Genomic DNA, 20,638 nt, shown 5'->3' on the forward strand with positions numbered 1-20,638 from the left:
GGATGGCTGTGTCGATGACGCCGTCCGTGGGGACGGGCGATAGCAGCTTGCCGGTGATCGTCGTGACGGGCATGGCGTTCGAGGCGCGCATCGCGCGCGGCGACGGCAGCGAGCGCGTCGAGGTCGTGTACGCGGCGCGCGCCGATCTGCTCGAGCGGGCGTTGAACGCGGCGGTCGCTCGCGGCGCGGCGGGGATCGTCAGTTTCGGGACGGCGGGTGGGCTCGCGCCGGACCTGGAGCCGGGGGCGTTGATCGTCGCAGATGCGGTGCACGGGCCGTTCGGACGCATCGACACCGATCGGCAATGGGCGGAGCGGATTGCCGCCGCCGTAACGGCCGAAGGGCTCGCGGCGCGTCTGCATCGCGGCGCGATGGCGGCGGTCGCCGCGCCGCTGGTTACCGCCGAAGACAAACGTGCGCTGCATGAATCGACCGGTGCGCTCGCGGTGGACATGGAATCGCACATCGCCGGCGCGACTGCTGCCGCGCACGGATTGCCGTTCGCCGTGTGTCGCGCGGTCGTCGATCCGGCCTGGCGCACGTTGCCACCGGCCGCGACGGCGGGTTTGCGCGACGACGGCAGCACCGCGCTCGCGCCGATTCTGCGCGAATTGCTGCGGCAGCCGTCGCAACTCGGCGCGTTGCTGCGCCTCGCCGCCGACGCGCGCGCCGCGCGGACCACGCTGGTCCAGGCGCGCGGGGCCTTGGGGAAGGGCGGCGCGCTGCGGATGAAAGCCGTTGCCTGAGTCTCCAGCCCTCACCAACTCCCGTAGACCCCCGCCCCAGCGCAATCAATTGCGCCGGGCGGTCATTCAGCAGGCGGCGTGCGCGAATCGGGGTGAACGGGCGGATTATGCTATCTGTATAAAGCGAGATCGCGCGATGTAAATTTTGGTCAAATCCCATACCAAAAATCGACTTCTTTTTACGATGCCGATAAAGATCAAACCCCGTATTACGGAGTTTGATAAACATGGCATGGGACAAAGTTGCTGCAGTGCGTTTCCTTCAATCGCACGCACGGTCAACCAGCATTAGTGCATGCGCGCAGTACACGCGAGAAGCCATTCAGGCGGGCGGTATATACCTAACGCGTACCAGGCTGGCCAAAGATTATGGTTCATCGCTTGTTCGTGCCGGTTTCTACGAGGTGCCCGACGAACCGCACGCTGGTGATGTTGTGGTCATTCAGGCAACCGGCACGCACACATCCGGACATATGGCGACGTTTGACGGGAGGATATGGATATCTGACTTCAGGCAGATGCACGGCTTTTACCCCGGTCCCGAAAATCGGGCGAACCGACCCGCCTACAAAATGTACCGGCATGACTGAAATGAAAAAATTCCTTTTACTGGCATTCGCCACGCTGGCTATCGCATTGGGTGTGACGCGGCCTGCATTGGCAGCAGGGCCCAACACCCCTGAAGCGGTCGTCAAGTCGTTTTACACATGGTACGTCGGAAAACAGGATGCACGAAACTCTCGATACTTTCAGTTAACGGACGACACGATTTACGGCTATGTGTCGAAAAACACGGTAGATACGCTGAGGGACGACTATAGGCACAATCGTTTGCCAGGAGACACCGATTACTTTACGCGCGTCCAGGACCTCGATCCACAGATATGGCTCAAAACCCTGACCGTGCATCCGTCGATCATGCTCGACGGGGTAGCCGTCATAGCGGTGACATTTGGAGTGAAGCCACAGGACAGGCAGAACCTCGTGGTGTTCGTCGCCAGGGAAAACGGGCATTGGCGAATCGTCAAGGTGGAGGATACAGAAGCGTATTTGGGATTTCACCAGTACGACCCGAAAGACTAGGGACCTCCTGAACCGGCCCGCCCAGTGCGGGCTTTTTTCCGCCCTGGTCCTTGTCGCATTGATCGTTTTTGTCGATCTGACAATGCCCGTCGTCTGACGCCGACGACGGACAAAACAACTTATTCAGGGCGGACTGATTGGAGTGCTATTGCGGGGCTGATGCCGGCACAGCAGGCGCGGCTGGCGTCGCGCCCGCACCACTGTCGCCCGGATCGGTGTAGTTCGGCAGATCCCCGCTGGGCGCGTTTTGCGCGTCGCCGGAAGCCCCGGTGGGCGCCGGCGCGGACTCACCCGGATCGTTGTAATTCGGCAGCGCACCCGGCGCACCCTTCGCCGCGCCGCCCGCTCCCGAAGCGCCATTCGGCGCTTCGCCCGCATCACCCGGATCGGAATAGTTCGGCAGCCCACCCGCCGGCGCACCGGGCGCGGGCGCACCCGGGCCCGGCGCGCCGTGATCGTCCTGATCTTCGTAATTCGGCAGCGGCGCGGGGACATTGCTCGTGCCGCGCAAACGTGCGAGGCGCTGCTGCGTATAGGCATCGCGGACGAACGAGTATTTGTCGAGCGCGGCCTGCTGCAACAGGTCGGTCGCGCCGAGCAGATCCGAACGCGTGCTCACGAACTGCAGCACGTACAACGGATTGCGCGTCGCGGGTTCGACGTAGTTCAGCGGGTTGAACTTCACGTCGACCACCATCCCCATGCCGTCGCGCACCGTGCTCGGCCCGAACAGCGGCAGCACCAGATACGGACCCGACGGAATGCCCCAATGCCCGAGCGTCAGACCGAAGTCCTGATGATGTTTGGGAAGCCCGGCCGGAGTCGCCCAATCGAGCAGGCCGCCAATGCCAAACACCGAGTTCAACGCGAAGCGCATGATGTCTTCGGTCGCATCGGTGATCTTCAGCTGCAGCAGCGCATTCGCGGCGTTGGTGAGGTCGCCGAGATTCGAGAAGAAATTGCTCACGGCCGTGCGCAGCGGCTGGGGCGTCACTTTCTGGTAGCCCTTCGCGACCGGCGTGGCGATATAGCGGTCGACTCCGTCGTTGAAATTGAAGATCACCCGATTCACCGGCTCGAACGGATCGCCCGGCTTGCGATCGGGAGCAGTCGCGCAACCGGAAACAAGACCCGCGGCGGTGAGCGCCAGCGCGGTGTTACGCAGGTTCATGCTCGAATTCCTTTTTGCTTCCCGAGACGTTGACGCGGCTTGCCCATTAGCACCGGCTGGAAAACCACCGCGCCGATCAGCGTGCAGACCAGCGAAAGCGCAAGCAGCTTACCCATGCTGGACGTGCCCGGATGGTGCGACAGCCACAGGCTACCAAACGCGGTGGCCGTTGTCGCAGCGCTGAACAGTACCGCGTGCGTGAGGCTCGACTGCAACAGGCCGGTCTGGCCGTGCCGCCACGCCATTACGAAGTAGATCTTGAACGCGACACCGACGCCGAGCATCAGCGGCAGTGCGATGATGTTCGCGAAGTTCAGCGGCATGCCGAACACCACGCACAGCTCGAGCGTGACGAGCGCGGAGACGAGCAGGGGCACCAGCGTGCGCAGCACGTCGCTGATGCGGCGCAGTGCGATCCACAGCAGCACCGAGATCGACAGCATCGCGTAGACGGCTGATTGCAGGAACGCCTTGATGATCGTGTCGGCCGAATGCAGGATCGAGATCGGTCCGCCGATCGCGCCGGGCTCGGCGTTCTTCACCGCGTGCGCGAAGCGGGCGAGCATCTGGTCGTCATTCGGATCGACGCCGGGCGGCACCTTCGGCGCGATATCGACGAGCGCGTGGCCGCCCTTGCCGATCCACAGCGCGGTGATGGCCGGGGGCAGGTTGTCCTGGGTGATTTGCGTCGGCTGCAGCAGGTTCTCCAGTTGCTTCAACGCGATGCGCAGCGTGTCGGACATCGCGACTTCGGCGCGGTTGCGCGTGGCGGCGTCGGCGGCGGCGAGCTTTTGCAAGGTTGCCGACAGGTGCTGCGCTTCCGCCGCACCCGGTCCGGGATGGTCTTCGGCGGCGAGCGACAACTGATTCGCCGCACGCTTCAATGCGGCGACGCGCACGTCGTCGGTGGCCTGCGGCGCCGGCTGCTGTTGCAGCGCAGGCAGCAGCTGCTGCGCGGCGCTCGCGATCAGCATCATCTTTTGCTGCTGGTCGGCCGGCACGAAGGTGCTCAGCGTGTTGACGCTGCCCACTTCGGGCAGCTTACGCAGACGCTCGGCGATCTTGTCGGCGTCGGCAAGCGACGGCGCCAGCACCTGCACGTTGTTGACCGCGGCTTCGGGCGAATCCTTCAGCGATAACAACGTCGACAACGACTCCGTATGCGGATCCTTCAGATGCAGCGGATTGAAGTCGAAACGCAGGTGCGTGAGCAGCGGCACTGCACCGAGCACGACGACCAGCGTGCCGATCAGTACCGGCTTGCGATGGCGGTCGAGGAAGTCGTCGACGGGTGCGAGTTGCTTGAAACCTGGGGAAGCGACTTCGCCCGGCGGATTGAAGACCTTCAGCAGCGCCGGCAGCAGCGTCATGTTCGTGAAGTAGGCGACGAACATGCCGACGCCCGCGATCTGGCCAAGCTCCGACACACCGCGATACGCGGTAGGCAGAAACGAGAAGAAGCTCAGGGCGACGGCAACGGCCGCGAGCGTGAGCGGCACGCCGATGCTGTGCGCGGTGTGCATCAGCGCGGCCGATAGCCGGTCGTCGCGGTTGCGCTCCTCGCGATACTTGACGCCGAACTGCACGCCGAAATCGACGCCGAGCCCCACGAACAGCACCATGAACGCAACCGAAATCATGTTGAGCGCGCCGACCATCATCAGGCCGAGCGCGGCCGTGATTGCGAGACCGACGAACAGCGTGATGAACACGGCCGCGATCATGCGGCCCGAGCGCAGCGCGAGCCACAGAATGACCAGCACGACGATGAACGTGCCGATGCCGTTCAGTACCGCGCCGTCCTGTACCGACGCGAACTCTTCGTCCGCGAGCGGCTGCTCGCCGGTCAGGCGGATCGTCGCGCCGTAGCGCGATTCGAGATTCAGCGAGACCGCGGTCGCGCGAATCGCCCTCGATGCGCTCGCGCCCGGCTCCAGGGCGTCGTAGTTGACGACCGGCTGCACGACGATGAACGCGCGCGCCGGATCGGTGGCGACGCCCTTGTCGACCAGCGCGCGCCATGAGAACGCGGCGTGCTGGCCGGCCAGCACGCGATCGAGCGTGTTCGCGCTTTGCGCAAGCAGCCGGCTCATGTCGGCGAGTTTGACCTGGCCGAGTTGCAGCGGTAGCAGCAGGGTCGTGGTCAGCGTGCCGGCGAGGCCGGTCAGGCTCGGATCATGCGCAAGGGTGTTGACTAGCGGGCGCGACTGCACGAGTTGCGACGTGGTGGTCATCACCTCGTCGGTGGACGGAAACAGCAGGCCGTTGTGTTCGAAGAACGGTCCGCCGGAGGGCTGCGAGACCGAGGTGAACTCCTTCGGATCGGCTTTGAGCGCGGCCGTCAGCGCGTTGGCCGCGGCGTCGGCGAATTCGGGCGCGCGCGCCTCGACCACCACCAGCACAGTGCCGCCGCGCTCGGGGAAGGCGGCGTCGATCGCGTTCGAGAGTGCCGACCATCGCTTGTCGGTCTCGATGAGACGGCTGATGTCCGTGTTGATCTTGAAGTTATGCGCGACGTAGACGCCGCTCAGGACAGCGAGCACGATCGACAGCGCGATGATCCTCAGCGGATGACGCACCGAGTACGCGACGAGACGGACGATAAATGGCTTCAGCATTTAGGCAGACGTGGCCTTATCACGAGTGTTGTTTTTGACGAAGGTGCATAAGTATATAGAGGCCGGGCAAGCAAGCCCGACTTCGGTAGCAAGTACGGCTCCTGACCGTCCGTCCGGCCCGGATGGGAACGCAATCCCCGCTATACTGGTCTATTCCTGATTAGCCGTGGGGCTGCGGTCTGCCGGCACTACTTCTTTCAGATCACGACAAGCGTATGAAACGATATCTGTCTGCTTTTCTGGCTGCGGCCGTAGTTTCCACGGCGGCGTTTGCTCAGAGTGCGCCCGACGCGGTGGTAAAAAGTGCGGTCCAGGGCACAGTGGCTGCAATGAAGGCCGATCCGCAGGCGCGTGGCGGCGACATGGCGAAGATCACCCAGGTCGTCCAGACGCATTTCCTACCCTCCACCGACTTCCAGCGCACCACGCGTATCGCGGTCGGCAAGCCTTGGGCGACCGCAACACCTGAGCAGCAGAAGCAGCTGTACGAGCAGTTTACGCTGCTGCTTACGCGCACCTATGCTGCATCGCTCTCACAACTGCGCGACCAGGACGTGAGGTTCCAGATCGCGCCGGCCAACGTGCCGAGTGGCGCTACCGACGCCGTCGTGCAATCGCACGTCATCAGCACAGGCGGCGACGATGCGATCGACTATCGGCTCACCAAGGGTCCGTCCGGCTGGAAGATCTATGACATCAACATGATGGGCGCATGGCTGATCCAGGTGTATCAGACGCAGTTCGCTGACCAGATCAACAAAGGCGGCATCGATGGGTTGATCAAATTCCTGACCGAACACAATGCGCGCGGCGCGTAAGCGGGTCGACAGAACTCTTAATCGGCAAAAAAAAGCGCGGTGGCCTTGATTGGCCACCGCGCTTTTTTCATGTCGCACGCGCTAGCCACGATGCGCAATGCAGAGGCGGCATGCGCCGCCATCCTGTCAAACCGATCAGTGCGCCGCCGTGGCGGTCTCCACCTTCTTGCCCTTGCCGGCGCGCGTGATTTCTTCGAGCTTGATCTCGACGTGACGCGAGAACACGTACTCGGCGGGACGTTGCTTGTCGAGCGGGATGTCCTGAGCGAACGCGCCGGTGGTCTTAGGACCACGCAGGCTGACCTTCAGTGCCTTCAGCGGATGCGCAACCGTGTCCATCACGGCCGTCGCTTCGAAACCGCAGTGGACCATGCAGTCCGCGCACTTCTCGTAGTTGCCGGTGCCGTACTTGTCCCAGTCCGTGGTTTCCATCAGTTCCTTGAAGGTCTTCACGTAGCCTTCGCCGACCAGATAGCAAGGTTTCTGCCAGCCGAATACGGTACGCGCCGGGTTGCCCCACGGCGTGCATTCGTAGGTCTGGTTGCCCGCGAGGAAGTCGAGGAACATCGCCGACTGGCTGAACGACCAGTTCTTGCCGTTGTTGCCGCGCTTGAAGATTTCGCGGAACAGCTGCTTGGTCTTGTCGCGGTTCAGGAAGTGCTGCTGGTCCGGCGCGCGCTCATAGGCATAACCCGGCGACACCGTGATGCCGTCGACGCCCATCGGGCCCAGCGTGTCGAAGAACTTCGCCACACGCTCCGGCTGCGCGTCGTTGAACAGCGTGCAGTTGATGTTCACGCGGAAGCCGCGGCGTTTCGCTTCGCGGATCGCGGCCACGGCCTTCTCGTACACGCCTTCCTGCGAGACCGAGTGATCGTGCGCTTCCTTGTCGCCGTCGAGGTGAACCGACCAGACGAAGTACGGATTCGGCTCGTAGTCGTCCATCTTCTTTTCCATCAGGAGCGCGTTCGTGCACAGGTACACGAACTTCTTGCGCGCCATGATGCCCTTGACGATCTGCGGCATTTCCTTGTGCAGGAGCGGCTCGCCGCCCGCGATCGACACGACCGGTGCGCCGCATTCGTCGACGGCCTGCAGGCATTCTTCCAGCGACAGGCGCTGATTCAGGATCGGATCCGGATAGTCGATCTTGCCGCAGCCATTGCAGGCGAGATTGCAGCGAAACAGCGGCTCCAGCATCAGTGCGAGCGGGTAGCGTTTGTTGCCGGAGAGATGCTGGCGCATGATGTATGCGCCGACGCGGACTTTCTGTAGCAGCGGAATAGACAAGGCGTCCTCCTTAAACTTCGCGTGCAGCGAGTGGTTGCATCAGTTTCGATGGCAACTTGAATTCGACTTTCTCTTCACGGCCCGCCATCGTCGTGACATCGACGGGCCCCAATGCGCGCAGCGCATCGATTACGTTTTCGACCATCTCTTCCGGTGCCGACGCACCGGCCGTGATGCCGACCGTCCGCACGTTGGCGAACCATTCCGGCTTTACTTCGGAGCCGTCGGCGACGAGGTAGCTTGCCACGCCGCTCTCGGTGCCGATTTCGCGCAGCCGGTTCGAGTTCGAGCTGTTGGTCGCGCCGACGACCAGCAGCACGTCGACCTCCTTGCTCAATTCGCGCACGGCCGCCTGGCGGTTCTGCGTCGCGTAGCAGATGTCGCGCGTGTCCGGGCCCACGATGTCAGTGAAGCGGTGCAGCAGCGCGTCGATGATCCCGCGGGTGTCATCGACCGACAGCGTGGTTTGCGTCACGTAGGCAAGCGGCGTGTCGACCGCGAGGTCGAGCTTCGCCACCTCGGTCTCGCTTTGCACGAGCAGCACCGCGCCGGGAATCTGGCCGATCGTGCCTTCCACTTCAGGATGGCCGGCGTGGCCGATCAGGATCAGCGTGCGGCCGGCGGCCACGTACTGACGTCCCTGCACGTGCACCTTGGTCACGAGCGGGCAGGTCGCGTCGAGCACGTCGAGGCCGCGCGCTTGCGCGTCAAGCTCGACGGTTTGCGCGACGCCATGCGCGCTGAATATCGCCACGGCACCTTGCGGCACTTCATCGAGCTCCTCGACGAAACGCGCTCCCTTCTGGCGCAAATTGTCGACCACGTGCCGATTGTGAACAATCTCGTGGCGGACATACACGGGCGCGCCGTGCTGCTGTAACGCACGATCGACAATTTCGATTGCGCGGACAACGCCCGCACAAAAGCCGCGGGGCTGAGCAAGGATGACTCGCATAAGTAGGCGAACTCCGACTAACGCGGGTATCGAAGAAGTCGTGAAACCGACTTTATCGCCGCGCACATCTTGATTAGTTGACGTCTTGAGCCCCGGCGACGGGCCGGTACAGCAAAACTAAACGCGCATTCTAACGCTATCGGGGCCGCTTTGCTTTTTGGCCCGGCCCTTGTCTGGGGTGGCCGCCGTAGCCGCTGAGCCTTGCAGAGGACCGCGGCTGCACCGTCACGGCGGAACCCTTAAACTACCGATCCTTGCTGCGTGCACAGCGCGCTGTATTACAGAATGGTTTCGAGGCTCGCTGGATGGATATCGATCAGCATGAAAAATTTCCAATCCCGAGCGTGTTGCTGCCGAAGGCGCTGCGCGAGTCTGCCAATATTATCTACCAGGTAGTGCGCACTGCGGCTGATATCACAGGTGAAGGCGACTGTACTCAATCTGTTCGACTGGTGCGTGGTGGCGGCGCGCACCCTGACAATGCAACTATCCAGACGCGTCGGTGTGGCGGCGCGCTCAATCGAGGGTAATGCTTAATGGCGGCGGTTCTGTTCGTTCTTTCCTGTGTTTCCCTGCTGATCTGGTGCGTGCTGCTGTTCGCGCGCGGCGGCTTCTGGCGTGCGCGTCCCGCCGCGCCTCTCACCATCGCGTCGCGCGAAGTATGGCCGGCCGTCGCGGCCGTCGTGCCGGCGCGCGATGAAGTCGACGTGATCGCCGAGGCGGTCACGTCGCTGCTCAAGCAGGACTATCCGGGCGCGTTCCATGTGATCGTCGTCGACGATCACAGCACCGACGGCACCGCCGACGCCGCGCGTACCGCCGCGTTACAGCTGCAATGCCCTGAGCGTCTGACGGTGCTAAGCGCAAAGCCGTTGCCGCCGGGCTGGTCCGGCAAGGTGTGGGCGCAGTCGCAGGGTATCGAGGCGGTGCGCACGCTTGATCTGCCCGCCGGGTTCCTGTTGCTGACCGATGCCGACATCGGCCATCCCGCCGATGCGCTCGCGCAGCTGGTCGTTCGCGCGGATGCCGAAAAGCGTGACCTCGTCTCGCTGATGGTGCGGCTGCGCTGCGATTCGTTCTGGGAAAAGGCGCTGATTCCTGCGTTCGTGTTCTTCTTCGCGAAGCTGTATCCGTTTGCGTGGGTCAACAATCCACGCAATCGCACCGCGGCCGCGGCGGGCGGCTGCATGCTGGTGCGCCGCGCGGCGCTCGAGGAAGCGGGCGGCATCGAGTCGATCCGCGCCGAGCTGATCGACGATTGCAGCCTCGCCGCGCGCATCAAGCATCGCGGCACCGGGCGTCATCCGATCCGGCTCGACGTGGCGGCGAAGAGCGTGTCGCTGCGTCCCTACGATAGCTGGCGCGATATCTGGAACATGATTGCGCGCACAGCGTTCACGCAGCTGCGCTACTCGCCGCTGCTGCTCGCGGGCACGCTTCTAGGCATGGCGATCATCTATCTGCTGCCGCCGGTCGCGGCCTTGATTCTCGGGCCGCTCGGCTGGCCGGCCTGGCTCGCATGGGCGGCGATGTGCTGCGCGTATGCGCCGATGCTCGTCTACTACCGGCGCTCGCCGCTGTGGGCGCCGTTTTTGCCGCTCGTTGCGTTGTTCTATGTCGGCGCGACGTTCGCGTCGGCGGTGCGTTACTGGCGTGGCAAGGGCGGGCAGTGGAAGGCGCGCGTGCAAGCGCCGGTGCAGGAGCGTTGAAACAAAAAAGCGGCTGTACGCCGCTTTTTTTACATCACGCGCTTTACATCACGCATTCGTCAGCATCATGTACATCTGGATCACGATGTCGGGCGAGAACGTGAACGGCACCCAGCCATGACCGGTGTGGCGCATCACGAGCAGGCGGTCGCCGTTCGACTGCTTCTGCACGGCCATCATCGGATTCTTCGTCGATACGAATTGCCAGCCCGGGGGGATGCCCTGCGGCTGCTCCGGCGTCATCGAAGCACGCGCGTTCGACAGTTCCTCGACCAGCCGGCTGATCTGTTCCGGGCGCAGCGCGACGGTCTGGTTGCCGATCGTCATCGTGATTTCGTCGCGCGCGGGGCGATCGATCTGGAGCGTCGGCTGGAATTGCTGGGCGGCCGGCGCAACGTTCGTTTCGGTGTTCGCGTGCGCTTGCGCCGCCGCGTCTGCCGCTGCGTCATGCGCGGCATGCTCCACCGTTGCGGGCGATGTCGCCGCGTCAGTGCTTGTCTCGGGTTTGTTTTCGGCCTGCGTGGCCACGACAGCCTGAATGAGCTGATCGACGCCCATTTCCAGCGCGCCGAGCTGTTCGTGAAGATTCATGCGAGGTTTCTCTGGTAGGACCCGCGATTTTACCTGCTGCGCGCTGGCGTGGACCCGTCGGCGGCCCAGGACTTGTAACAAAATGCTTACGGCCGCTGTTCAGCCCTTCAGATAGCCCGCCTGACGGAACCATTCGAGCGCATCGGCGAGACCCTCACGATAAGGCCGCGCGCGATATCCGAGCTCGCGCTCAGCCTTCGCCGACGTGAAATACATCTTGTTTTTCGACATCTTCAGTCCGTCGACGGTGACGAACGGTTCGCGCTTCGTGAACTTGGCGAGCGCTTCCGCACCCATTGCGAGCGGATACAAAGGCCAGCGCGGCAGACTCAGCGTGGGCGCCTTGCGGCCGGTCAGCGCGGCGATATCGGCGAGCATCTGCTGCAGCGGCAGATTTTCGCCGCCGAGAATATAGCGCTCGCCGATCTTGCCGCGTTCGAGTGCGAGGAAATGGCCGGCGGCGACGTCGTCGACATGGACGAGGTTCAGGCCCGTATCGACGAATGCGGGGATCTTGCCGAGCGCCGCCTCGAGAATGATGCGCCCGGTCGGCGTCGGCTTCACGTCGCGCGGGCCGATCGGTGTTGACGGATTGACGATCACCGCGGGCAGGCCGTCTTCGGCGATCATGCGCTCGACCGCGCGCTCGGCGAGCACCTTGCTGCGCTTGTAGACGCCGATTGCCTGGTCGGCGCGAAGCGGCGAGGTTTCGTCGGCGGACTGGCCGGAGTTCGTCACCTTCAGCGTCGCGACGCTGCTCGTGTATACGATGCGCTCGACGCCTTCCTTCAGCGCCGCGCGCATCGTCGCCTCGGTGCCTTCGAGATTCGCGCGCTCGATTTCGCCGGGGTCCGGTGCCCACAACCGATAATCGGCGGCCACGTGCAGCAGATAGCGTACGCCGCTCAGCGCGTTGCGCATCGACGCTTCGTCGCGCATGTCGCCGACGACGATTTCCGCATCGAGCGACTCGACGTTCTTGCGCGGACTCGTCGCGCGCACCAGCACGCGCACGCGGAATCCCTTGTTCTGCGCGATGCGCGCCACCGACGAGCCCACGAAGCCGGACGCGCCGGTCACGAGCACGAGATCGCGATTCTGTTCGGTCATTCTGTGTCCATTTCCTGCATGAAGGTCGACGGATTGTACGTGGCGCGCGCAACGGATGGGCGTTGTCGAGCACGCTCGCCGCGACGCGACTAGAATGCCGGCTTGAAAGACTGTGAGGCATCAAGAGGAGGTAGTGGCATGGCCCCGGATCTGGACGAGCGGATCGAAACGTATTACGCGCGGGTGCGCGGCATTGTGCAGGGCGTCGGCTTTCGCCACGCGACGGTACGCCAGGCGCACGCGCTGGGCATCAAGGGATGGGTCGCGAATCGCGACGACGGTTCCGTCGAAGCGATGTTGCAGGGACCGGCCAATCAGATCGACCGGATGCTGTCGTGGCTGCGTCACGGACCCCCGGCGGCGCGCGTGACCGAGGTGAGCGGCGAGGAGCGCGCGACAGAAAAGCGGTACGAACGGTTCGAGCAGCATTGAGCTTGAACCACGCGAGTTAAAGAAAGCGGCGCGCCATCCAGAGGAAGGCGCGCCGCTTTGTCGTTGAAGCCGCATTGGCTGCGTTCTCAGCGCTTACCGCGCCACCAGCAAACTCTCCGCGAATCCCCAATCATCCTCGATCCACTGATGGCTGCACACGAAACCGGCATCGCCGGCGATCGCGGGCAATTCCTCCGCGCGATACTTGTGGCTGCTTTCGGTCCAGATCGTCTCGCCTTCCTTGAGCGACACCGTCAGTTGCGCGGCGCGCACGTGCGCGGTGATATCGCGCTTCGCGCGCAGATGCATCTCGATGCTGCGCGCGTCCGGATTGAAGCGCGCGACGTGCTCAAACGCTTCGAGCGGAAAGTCGCCGTCGAGCTCGCGGTTGATCCGCGCGAGCAGGTTCAGGTTGAACGATGCGGTCACGCCGACCGCATCGTCGTAGGCGGCGATCAGCACCGGCGTCGGTTTGATCAGATCGGTGCCGAGCAGCAACGCGTCGCCGGGCGCGAGCATGTTGCGGATGTCGCGCAGAAAGCGCGTTGCCGCGAGCCGCCCGAAGTTGCCGATCGTGCTGCCGAGAAACAGCACGAGCAAGCGGTCGCCGGGCGCACGCTGCCGGCTCACTTCGGCGAGACCGGCCAGATAGTCGCGCTCATAACCGACGATCGAAATCCGCTCGATGTCGCCGAGTTCGCGTCGGCACAACTGCAATGCGCTGCGCGAAATTTCAATCGGGCAATAGGAAGTAGGGCGCTTTTTACACAGCGCTTCGAGAATGCGCCGCGTTTTACGGCCGCTGCCGCTGCCGAGTTCGGCGACCGTCACGTCATGCGGCAGATGCTCGACGATTTCGGCCGCATGCTTCGCGAGCAGCCGTTCTTCGGCGCGCGTGACGCCGTATTCGGGCAATACGGTAATCACTTCAAAAAGAGCGGAGCCGACCTCGTCATACAGATACTTCGACGGCAGCTCTTTTTGTGGCGTGTGGGTGAGGCCGGCGGACACTTCGGCGGCGAAGGCGCGGCGCAGTTCGGAAGGCGAGTTGCTGAGCGATAGAGCTGGCTGGGTCATGCTTGCTCCAGTAGTCACATTCGATGAGCGGGATTGCTGCCGGGCGGTGGCATGCGCGATAAAACGCGGTCCAGGCATGCCGTGGGCGAGATGCGCGGGCGTCGGTTAATGGTGGCCTCCAAGACTACGCTCAGAGCTTCATTCGCCGACCCGGCTCGGGGGTACTGCTCGTTTCGTGCCACTGTGGCTGTCGTTGTCGCGAGTGATGCGGCCACAGCGGGCAAAGCTTCGTAGCAAGATTCGCGCACGAGGCGATGACGAACCAGAACGGGATTCGCCGGCCGCGGCACATGAAGTTATGTTCTAGTGCATCGACGCGCGATGCGCACGACTAATTGCAGCCGATCGACGAAAAAGCGCAGACCGGTTTGCGAATATCCCGTCTAGAATGCCCGATTTCCCCCGTTTGTGCCGCCGCCTCAGAACCCATACGCAGCGTCTGCCTCCTTGCCCGCCTGCTCACGAGCCATCACATTCATGAAGATAACGAACGCCGCGAGCCTGGGTCGCGCGCTGCAAGCCCAGACGTCGCGCCGATCGCGGAGCGCGCAATGAACCACCACGACTTCAGGCGCGGCATCGCCTTGTCGGTCGGTGCGTCGGCGATGTTCGCGTTACTGTCCGCTTACGCGACTCTGCTCAAGCCGCTCACGGGACTCGACATCTTCGCGTGGCGCATCGTGTGGACCGTGCCCGGCGCGCTGCTGCTCGTCGCCGTACGCAGGCGTCTGCCGATTCTGCGCACGCTCGTTGTCCAAATGATGACGCAGCCGAAGCTCGCCGCCGCGATGGTCATGTCTGCGGGCCTGCTCGGCGTGCAGCTATGGCTGTTTCTGTGGGCGCCGCTGCATGGGCGCATGCTCGAAGTGTCGCTCGGCTACTTCCTGCTGCCGCTCGTAATGGTGCTGGTCGGGCGCTTCCACTATCACGAGCGACTCGACGGGTTGCAGTGGCTCGCGGTCGCGTGTGCGGCGTCTGGTGTCGGTCACGAGCTGTGGGTGACGGGCGCGTTCTCGTGGCCAACGCTCGTCGTCGCGCTCGGCTATCCGCCTTATTTCGTGCTGCGTCGTCGGATCAACCAGGATTCGCTCGCGATGTTCACCGTCGAAATGGTGCTGCTGCTGCCGGTGGCCGTCGTGTGCATTCTCAGCGGCGGTTCGCTGCAAGCGATCGCCGGACGCGCGCAAATGTGGTGGTTGCTGTTGCCGGGCCTCGGCGCGTTGAGCACGCTCGCACTCGCTTCGTATCTGAAGGCGAGCCGTCTGCTGCCGGTCGCGCTGTTCGGCATTCTCGGCTACGTCGAGCCGGTGCTGCTCGTGTTCGTGTCGATCACGCTGCTGCGTGAAACGCTGAGTGCCGCGCAACTCGCTACCTATGTGCCGATCTGGATCGCCGTCGCGCTGACCGCGCTGCACAGCGTGCGCTTCGTTCGGTTCGCGTCGAATTGAGCGGCGGCGCTCGCTCAGCGATGCGCTTCGGTTCGCTGTGGATTGATGCGCGTCGGCCCCACTTGCGCATCGATCGCATTGCGCAGTTCGGGGCGCCAGCCGATACCGAATAGCGCTTCGGCGAGCACGAATAGCGGGCCGATCAACAGGCCGATCACGTCGTCGACGAAGGCTGGTTTGCGGTGTTCGTACGCGACGTGACCGATGAACTGGAACACCCAGCCGACCACGAAGAGCCCAATGCCGGTCGCGAGCCACACGAGCGTCGCTTGCGCGGCGATCCACTCGCCGAACGCGACGCATAGCGCCGAGACGCAGGCCATCATCACGCCGAGCGGCACGTCGAGCGCGAGGTAGTAGACGGTCGCCGCGACGAACAACAGCCACGCTGGCGACAACGTGACCGGAAACGTCGCGGCGCCAAACGACGGGCGGCTCAGCAACACCGCCAGCGCCAGCACAATCATCGGAATTCCCACGAAGTGCGTGGCGATATTGCGCCGGTCGCGATGGTAGGCCGCGTATTGCGTCAGTTGCTGGGTCAGCGTTCTCATCAATGCCGCTCCTGTTTCAAAGTCAGCATAATCGCGGACAACGGATTTTCAAACCATCGGGTAGCCGACAATCAGCGACGATCGCGCACGAATGCCTTCCATGACAGAGCGTTTTTCATCGAATGAGCTGGCCGCGCTGCTCGCACGCAGCGCGTGGTTTCGCGCTGCTCCGGCCGATCTGCGGATGCAGTTGCTCGACGCGGGGCGCGTCGAATGTCTCGCGGCCGGGCAGCGGCTTTTCACGCGAGGCGATGCCGACGACGGTCTCTACTGTGTGCTCGACGGTCTCGTCAGAATCGGCGCGGCGAGTTCGACGGGCAAGGAAGTATTGCTCGCGGTGATCGAGCCGGTGAACTGGTTCGGTGAGATCACGCTGTTCGACAATCGTTCGCGAACCCACGACGCCTATGCCGAACGCGATTGCGCGCTGTTTCATGTGCCGCGCGCGGCGCTCGCCGCGTTGCTCGAGCGCACGCCGGCTTACTGGCATGCGTTCGGTCTGCTGCTCACGCACAAGCTGCGTCTCGCGTTCGAGGCGATCGAGGAAGCCGCGCTCCTGCCCGCCGCGCCGCGTGTCGCGCGGCGCCTGTTACTGATGGCGGGCGGCTATGGCGAACCCGGCGCATTGCGAAGCGTGCTGAAGGTGCCGCAGGAAGATCTCGCGATGATGCTCGCGTTGTCGCGGCAGACGATCAACCAGGTGCTCAAGCACTTCGAGATCCAGGGCGCGTTGAAGCTGCGCTATGCGGAGATCGAAATCGTCGATGCGGACAAGCTGCGTGAAGAGGCGCTGGCCGAGCGCGATTAGTGCGCGCTTGCGTGGCTGATGCGGCGCTTCAACGGGCCGATCGTCCCGACGGGTAACGTCGCGAGCAACGTATGCAACGTAAAGTCGAGATCTTCGCGCGCGATGTCGAGCTGTACGCGAACTTCTTCGCGCACGGCTTGCGTGTTGACGACATAGACGCCGAGCGGCGAACGAAGCAGTGCGCGCAGCTGGGCGTGCGGCAGCGTCACGAGCAGAAGCGCGCGCGCTGACGGAAACGGAATGACGTTGTTGCGTTGAACCTGTCTGCTGGCCGGTTGCGGCGAAAGCTTGTCGAGCGATTGCGTGAGAGCCATGTGATGTGGCGTTGCTGTGACGCGATGGTGAATTGGAACGATTCCAGAGTAAACGCCCGCGAGTAAAGACGGTGCAAAAATTCGCGTACATGTCGGCAAAAAGATACGCCAGGGAAGTACTTGCCGCGCAGAAAAAAAGGCGAGTCACAAGACTCGCCCTCCCGAACGGCACAACCCGGCTTCGATCAACTTCTATTTGAATAGCACCTGCAGGGCCGGTCAGCGCCGGAACCGATCACGTGTTATTGCGTTTTGGTCGTGTCGGTTTGTGCGCCGTCGGCTTTAGCCGGGGTCGTGCTGGCCTCTTTCGCGCTCTCCGTTTTAGACTTCGCGGCGCTCGTTTCGACGGCGTTTTTGCTGGCGGACTTGTGGGTCTTCTTCGTATGGGCGGAGATCTTCTTCACGTGCTTCTGCTTGGTGGCTTCGGCAGGCGCTTTCGTGGTCGCGCTGTCCTTCGTCGCGCCAGCTTGTACCGCGGTGTTCGCCTTCAGATTCGCTTGGCCGGCGGCCGGCATCTGCGTGGCTTGCGCGGGTTGTGCAGGTTGTGCGGCAGTCGGTGCGGCCGTTTGGGCAAATGCGGTCGACACGAGCAGAGCGGAAGCAACAGCGGCGAAAAGCGTCTTCATGGTGTGACTCCTTGTTGAATCGGTGGATTCGTTTGTCGCGGCTGAATTATTTCAGCGCTGCCGGTTTAACGTGAGGCGGAATACAGAAGTTGACGCTGCGCTGGTGACAAAACGTAACTAGTGCGTCAGCGCGGATACATGTCGGAACTCAAAATGCAAAGCCCCGGATGGGCGCCACGCTCAATGACGGCTCGACCGCGGTCTTCCCAAGAATTTGCGCTAAAGCTTCGGGCGAGACCGGCCGGCTAAACAGGAACCCTTGAGCGACCGTGCATCCGTGGCGGACCAGAAACTCGCGCTGGACATCGAGCTCTACGCCTTCGGCGACGACATCGAAGCTCAGCGTTTCAGCAATCGCGATGATGGCCAGCGAGAGCGCTTCGAGTTCCGTGTCTCTGCCGATTTCGCAGACGAACGCGCGATCGATCTTGATGCGGTCGACGCTAAAGCGTTTCAGATAGCTCAGGCTCGAATAACCCGTGCCGAAATCGTCGATAGCGATCGATACACCAAGCTCGCGCAGTTCGCGAAAAGCCCGTTGCGCTTCTTCCGCGTTGCGCATCAACGTGCCCTCGGTGACTTCGAGTTCCAGCAGTTCGGCGGGCCAATCGGCATCATGAAGCGCTGAGCGCACTACGCCTGGAAGGTCCGCGCGCTCGAGTTGAAGTGGCGAAACGTTGACCGATATGCGCACCGGGGGAAGGCCTGAGCGTACCCATGCGCTCGCCTGCAGGCACGCCTGCCGCAATACCCACGTGCCGATGTTCTGGATCAGACCGGTTTCTTCTGCAAGCGGAATGAATACGGCCGGCGAGACCTCACCGAGTTCCTCGTCGTGCCACCGTAACAGTGCCTCGGCACCGACGATGCGTCCGGTTTGCATGTCGACCTGCGGCTGATACGCCAGATACAACTCATTGGCTTTCGCCGCGCGCCGCAGTCGCGTCGTGAGCCGCAACTTCTCGGCTGCGGCGCGGCTCAGTTCCGGTTCGTAGTACTGGTATCCGTTTCGCCCGCGCGATTTGGCCACGTACAACGCCGCATCCGCGTTTCGCGTCAGCAGATCCGGCTTGGCTCCATCTTGTGGAAACGTGCTGACACCGATGCTTGCTTCAAGGTAAAGCTCGTGCTCGCCGATGCTATACGGCTCGCTCATCTCGTGAATGAGCCTGTCGAGCATCTCGGTGAGTTCCCTCGCGTCGGCCCGTTCGGCGACGATAACGAATTCGTCGCCCCCGTAGCGCGCGACGAAATCCGTTGCGTGCATCAGACGCTGAAGCCTGCGCGCCACGGCCTTTAGCAGCAGATCGCCAATGCGGTGTCCAAGCGAGTCGTTGACGTCCTTGAAGCGATCGAGATCCAGGAAGAGGACAGACACGTTCTGGCCGGTAGCTGCTGCGCGTACTAGCGATTCTGAAAGACGTTCGTCGAGCAGCACCCGGTTCGGCAGATCAGTCAAGGCATCGTATCTGGCTTGATGCTCCAGACTTCTGAGCGAGCGACGAAGATGCGCTCCAATCCGCCCATTCCAGTGAATCAGCGAAAGCAGCAGCAAGGCCGATGCGACGCCGCAGCTCAGCAGCATGCGCGTGAACCACTTGGCATCGAGCGAGGATTTGCTGACGACTGATGCGACCTTGGCGTCGGCCGCAAGTCGTACGTCGATGACTCGCTCGAGAACGCTATAGAAATACGCGTCGATTTCCTCGAGTCGGGGGTCGCCCACTGCCACGCTGCCGGGTTGTTCGTCAATCCTGCGCGCAAGCCCAAAGCTCAGCTCGCTAAGTCTGCCGATCATGTCGTCCAGGTCCGACAGTCGTGAGACACATTCCTGATTCTCGCTGCAACTTTCGCGTGCATCCCGCGTCAATGCGAGCAGCTCCAGCATCGGAAAGCGATAGCCGGCGCGTTTGTAGAATGGCACCGTTGCTATCGAGGTGTAGAGAGTCGCATGCTCGTCGAGCATGACTTGCTGAACCTGATCGAGGTCGTGACGCAGGCGCCCGGAAGCCTGGATCGTTCGAAGCGAACTGTCCTGCTCGCTGCTCTGGCGGATTGCGAGGAAGGTACTCGTCGCTATCACGGCGAGAATGGCCATCACGGCTATGACCGTACCGGCTTTGCGCGTTGCTTCCTGTCCCAAGGGTCGTCCGCCTATCGATCGGCAAATTCCACGCGGTTGCGCCCGCCTCGCTTGGCGCGGTAAAGAGCCGCATCGGCGAGGCCATATGCGGTGTCGAAGCCGGTTCCGATTTCGTTGATGCTGGCTCCAAAGCTGGCCGTGATGCGGCGATCGACCGGCGCAACGACCAGCGAGTCGCTGATCGCCTCGCGCATACGCTCGGCGAGAAGGGCGCCACTGGCCGGATCATGACCGGGCAGCAGCACGGTGAACTCCTCGCCACCCACTCGTCCGATGAAGCCTTGTTCGCCCACGATTCTCCGCAGGCAATCGACGACACCCAGAATGACCGCGTCTCCAGTGGGGTGGCCGTAGTCGTCGTTGATCCGTTTGAACTCGTCGATGTCCAGGATGATCATGACCGCGCTGCTCGTGCGCAAGACTTTTGTGGTCCGCTCGATCACTGCACTACGGTTCAGTACGCCGGTCAACGCGTCGTGCGATGCGCGATACGCCAGCTGCTGGGCCAGCGCCTGCATCTCGCGTTCGGCGCGGTCGCTACGGCCGATCAGCCGCCGTGTTTCGCGCATCAGGCGCTGGAAGTGCTCGATCAGTTCGCCCAACGACTCGCGATACTCCTGAGCATCGGCATCGATGATCGAATGCATGGCGCGAGCTTTGTCCAGCGCCGAGCTTTCGTTCTGGAAGAGATCGGGCGCGCCCCCCGGGGACACGTCACGGGAAGATGTCGAGCGCACCTTATCGTCCCTGCTGCGTGATGGGACGATCGGTGAACTCGATCGCGCGGAAGTCGGCTTTCAGCTCTTCGCCGAATTCGGCAATGGTTTCGTCTTCCTCGTCGCGATACCAGTTCATCAACACGCGGCTTCCGGATTGCGCCGCCTGATCCAGTGCGTCGAAGATGCTGAACAGCATCTTGGTGCTCGAGCTATTGAAATACGTCAGCGCGACGTCGATGGTGATCTCGGCCCCAGCGTTATCGGCGAGGTATCTGCGCATCTGCTCGATGATCGGTGCGTAAAAGGCGGCTGCGTTTTCAGGGTAAGACTCACCCTTGATCAACAACGCGTGCTGGTCGAAGCGAAAATCGACTTCAGGCGACGTGGTCGTCGCGGGGATGTATAGGTTTTCCATAGTTCGTGCGC

The 20,638-nt window shown here is 62.9% G+C and carries 21 protein-coding genes; 8 read left to right on the forward strand and 13 right to left on the reverse strand.

What is annotated here, in order from left to right:
- The first annotated feature begins 2 nt into the window (after positions 1 to 2).
- A complete protein-coding gene (locus L0U81_RS16120; protein WP_233804437.1) occupies positions 3 to 746 on the forward strand; it encodes a phosphorylase in 744 nt (247 codons plus the stop codon).
- A 582-nt stretch (positions 747 to 1,328) separates the two neighbouring features.
- The gene (locus tag L0U81_RS16125) at positions 1,329 to 1,829 is read left to right on the forward strand and encodes a DUF3828 domain-containing protein (protein ID WP_233804439.1); all 501 of its coding nucleotides are present in this window, start codon (positions 1,329 to 1,331) and stop codon (positions 1,827 to 1,829) included.
- 145 nt (positions 1,830 to 1,974) lie between these two features.
- Here L0U81_RS16125 and L0U81_RS16130 read toward each other — a convergent pair whose 3' ends face one another.
- Together L0U81_RS16130 and L0U81_RS16135 are read right to left on the reverse strand one after the other, a co-directional pair.
- The gene (locus tag L0U81_RS16130) at positions 1,975 to 3,000 is read right to left on the reverse strand and encodes an MlaA family lipoprotein (RefSeq protein ID WP_233804441.1); all 1,026 of its coding nucleotides are present in this window, start codon (positions 2,998 to 3,000) and stop codon (positions 1,975 to 1,977) included.
- A complete protein-coding gene (locus L0U81_RS16135) occupies positions 2,997 to 5,618 on the reverse strand; it encodes an MMPL family transporter (RefSeq protein WP_233804443.1) in 2,622 nt (873 codons plus the stop codon). Before L0U81_RS16135 ends, L0U81_RS16130 begins: the two co-directional genes overlap by 4 nt.
- Positions 5,619 to 5,833: 215 nt before the next feature.
- Between L0U81_RS16135 and L0U81_RS16140 the strand changes: the two genes are divergently transcribed.
- Entirely contained in the window at positions 5,834 to 6,436 is a 603-nt protein-coding gene (locus L0U81_RS16140; protein WP_233804444.1) for an MlaC/ttg2D family ABC transporter substrate-binding protein, read from the forward strand.
- Between the two features lie 135 nt (positions 6,437 to 6,571).
- Here L0U81_RS16140 and hpnH read toward each other — a convergent pair whose 3' ends face one another.
- Both hpnH and ispH read right to left on the reverse strand, forming a co-directional pair.
- Positions 6,572 to 7,726 (reverse strand): adenosyl-hopene transferase HpnH, encoded by a 1,155-nt coding sequence (hpnH, locus tag L0U81_RS16145; RefSeq protein WP_233804446.1) that lies wholly within the window; start codon positions 7,724 to 7,726, stop codon positions 6,572 to 6,574.
- Positions 7,727 to 7,736: 10 nt separating this feature from the next.
- The gene (gene ispH / locus L0U81_RS16150) at positions 7,737 to 8,681 is read right to left on the reverse strand and encodes a 4-hydroxy-3-methylbut-2-enyl diphosphate reductase (protein ID WP_233804448.1); all 945 of its coding nucleotides are present in this window, start codon (positions 8,679 to 8,681) and stop codon (positions 7,737 to 7,739) included.
- Positions 8,682 to 8,986: 305 nt separating this feature from the next.
- On the opposite strand from ispH, the gene L0U81_RS16155 reads away from it, so the two are divergent.
- Positions 8,987 to 9,211: a hypothetical protein gene (locus tag L0U81_RS16155; protein WP_233804450.1), complete on the forward strand. Its 225-nt coding sequence runs from the start codon at positions 8,987 to 8,989 to the stop codon at positions 9,209 to 9,211.
- Positions 9,212 to 9,217: 6 nt separating this feature from the next.
- On the forward strand, positions 9,218 to 10,390 hold the full coding sequence (locus tag L0U81_RS16160; protein ID WP_233804452.1) for a glycosyltransferase: 1,173 nt from the start codon (positions 9,218 to 9,220) through the stop codon (positions 10,388 to 10,390).
- A 48-nt stretch (positions 10,391 to 10,438) separates the two neighbouring features.
- On the opposite strand, the gene L0U81_RS16165 is transcribed toward L0U81_RS16160, so the two are convergent.
- Together L0U81_RS16165 and hpnA are read right to left on the reverse strand one after the other, a co-directional pair.
- The gene (locus tag L0U81_RS16165) at positions 10,439 to 10,981 is read right to left on the reverse strand and encodes a hypothetical protein (RefSeq protein ID WP_233804454.1); all 543 of its coding nucleotides are present in this window, start codon (positions 10,979 to 10,981) and stop codon (positions 10,439 to 10,441) included.
- Positions 10,982 to 11,080: 99 nt separating this feature from the next.
- Positions 11,081 to 12,091, reverse strand: a complete 1,011-nt coding sequence (gene hpnA / locus L0U81_RS16170) for a hopanoid-associated sugar epimerase (RefSeq protein ID WP_233804456.1) — start codon at positions 12,089 to 12,091, stop codon at positions 11,081 to 11,083.
- A gap of 138 nt (positions 12,092 to 12,229) precedes the next feature.
- Here hpnA and L0U81_RS16175 point away from each other — a divergent pair, with 138 nt between their 5' ends.
- A complete protein-coding gene (locus L0U81_RS16175) occupies positions 12,230 to 12,523 on the forward strand; it encodes an acylphosphatase (protein ID WP_233804458.1) in 294 nt (97 codons plus the stop codon).
- 93 nt (positions 12,524 to 12,616) lie between these two features.
- Here L0U81_RS16175 and egtD read toward each other — a convergent pair whose 3' ends face one another.
- Positions 12,617 to 13,600 (reverse strand): L-histidine N(alpha)-methyltransferase, encoded by a 984-nt coding sequence (gene egtD, locus L0U81_RS16180; protein ID WP_233804459.1) that lies wholly within the window; start codon positions 13,598 to 13,600, stop codon positions 12,617 to 12,619.
- A gap of 551 nt (positions 13,601 to 14,151) precedes the next feature.
- On the opposite strand from egtD, the gene rarD reads away from it, so the two are divergent.
- On the forward strand, positions 14,152 to 15,048 hold the full coding sequence (rarD, locus tag L0U81_RS16185; RefSeq protein WP_233804461.1) for an EamA family transporter RarD: 897 nt from the start codon (positions 14,152 to 14,154) through the stop codon (positions 15,046 to 15,048).
- 14 nt (positions 15,049 to 15,062) lie between these two features.
- Here rarD and L0U81_RS16190 read toward each other — a convergent pair whose 3' ends face one another.
- Positions 15,063 to 15,602 carry an Mpo1 family 2-hydroxy fatty acid dioxygenase gene (locus tag L0U81_RS16190; RefSeq protein WP_233804462.1) on the reverse strand — a complete coding sequence of 180 codons (540 nt, stop codon included), beginning with the start codon at positions 15,600 to 15,602 and terminating at the stop codon, positions 15,063 to 15,065.
- Positions 15,603 to 15,702: 100 nt separating this feature from the next.
- On the opposite strand from L0U81_RS16190, the gene L0U81_RS16195 reads away from it, so the two are divergent.
- The gene (locus L0U81_RS16195) at positions 15,703 to 16,410 is read left to right on the forward strand and encodes a Crp/Fnr family transcriptional regulator (protein ID WP_233804464.1); all 708 of its coding nucleotides are present in this window, start codon (positions 15,703 to 15,705) and stop codon (positions 16,408 to 16,410) included.
- Here the strand turns inward: L0U81_RS16195 and L0U81_RS16200 are convergent.
- The 5 genes from L0U81_RS16200 to L0U81_RS16220 all read right to left on the reverse strand — a co-directional run bounded on the left by L0U81_RS16200 (position 16,407) and on the right by L0U81_RS16220 (position 20,627).
- Positions 16,407 to 16,724: a hypothetical protein gene (locus L0U81_RS16200; RefSeq protein WP_233804466.1), complete on the reverse strand. Its 318-nt coding sequence runs from the start codon at positions 16,722 to 16,724 to the stop codon at positions 16,407 to 16,409. The two genes, L0U81_RS16195 and L0U81_RS16200, sit on opposite strands and share 4 nt — an antisense overlap.
- 242 nt (positions 16,725 to 16,966) lie before the next feature.
- Positions 16,967 to 17,350, reverse strand: a complete 384-nt coding sequence (locus tag L0U81_RS16205) for a hypothetical protein (protein ID WP_233804468.1) — start codon at positions 17,348 to 17,350, stop codon at positions 16,967 to 16,969.
- A 148-nt stretch (positions 17,351 to 17,498) separates the two neighbouring features.
- Positions 17,499 to 19,493, reverse strand: a complete 1,995-nt coding sequence (locus L0U81_RS16210) for a putative bifunctional diguanylate cyclase/phosphodiesterase (RefSeq protein ID WP_233804469.1) — start codon at positions 19,491 to 19,493, stop codon at positions 17,499 to 17,501.
- An 11-nt stretch (positions 19,494 to 19,504) separates the two neighbouring features.
- Positions 19,505 to 20,230, reverse strand: a complete 726-nt coding sequence (locus tag L0U81_RS16215) for a GGDEF domain-containing protein (protein WP_233804471.1) — start codon at positions 20,228 to 20,230, stop codon at positions 19,505 to 19,507.
- Between the two features lies 1 nt (position 20,231).
- Positions 20,232 to 20,627: a DUF1987 domain-containing protein gene (locus tag L0U81_RS16220; protein ID WP_233804473.1), complete on the reverse strand. Its 396-nt coding sequence runs from the start codon at positions 20,625 to 20,627 to the stop codon at positions 20,232 to 20,234.
- Between the last annotated feature and the right edge of the window lie 11 nt (positions 20,628 to 20,638).

Source organism: Paraburkholderia sp. HP33-1 (assembly GCF_021390595.1).
Taxonomy (GTDB): domain Bacteria; phylum Pseudomonadota; class Gammaproteobacteria; order Burkholderiales; family Burkholderiaceae; genus Paraburkholderia.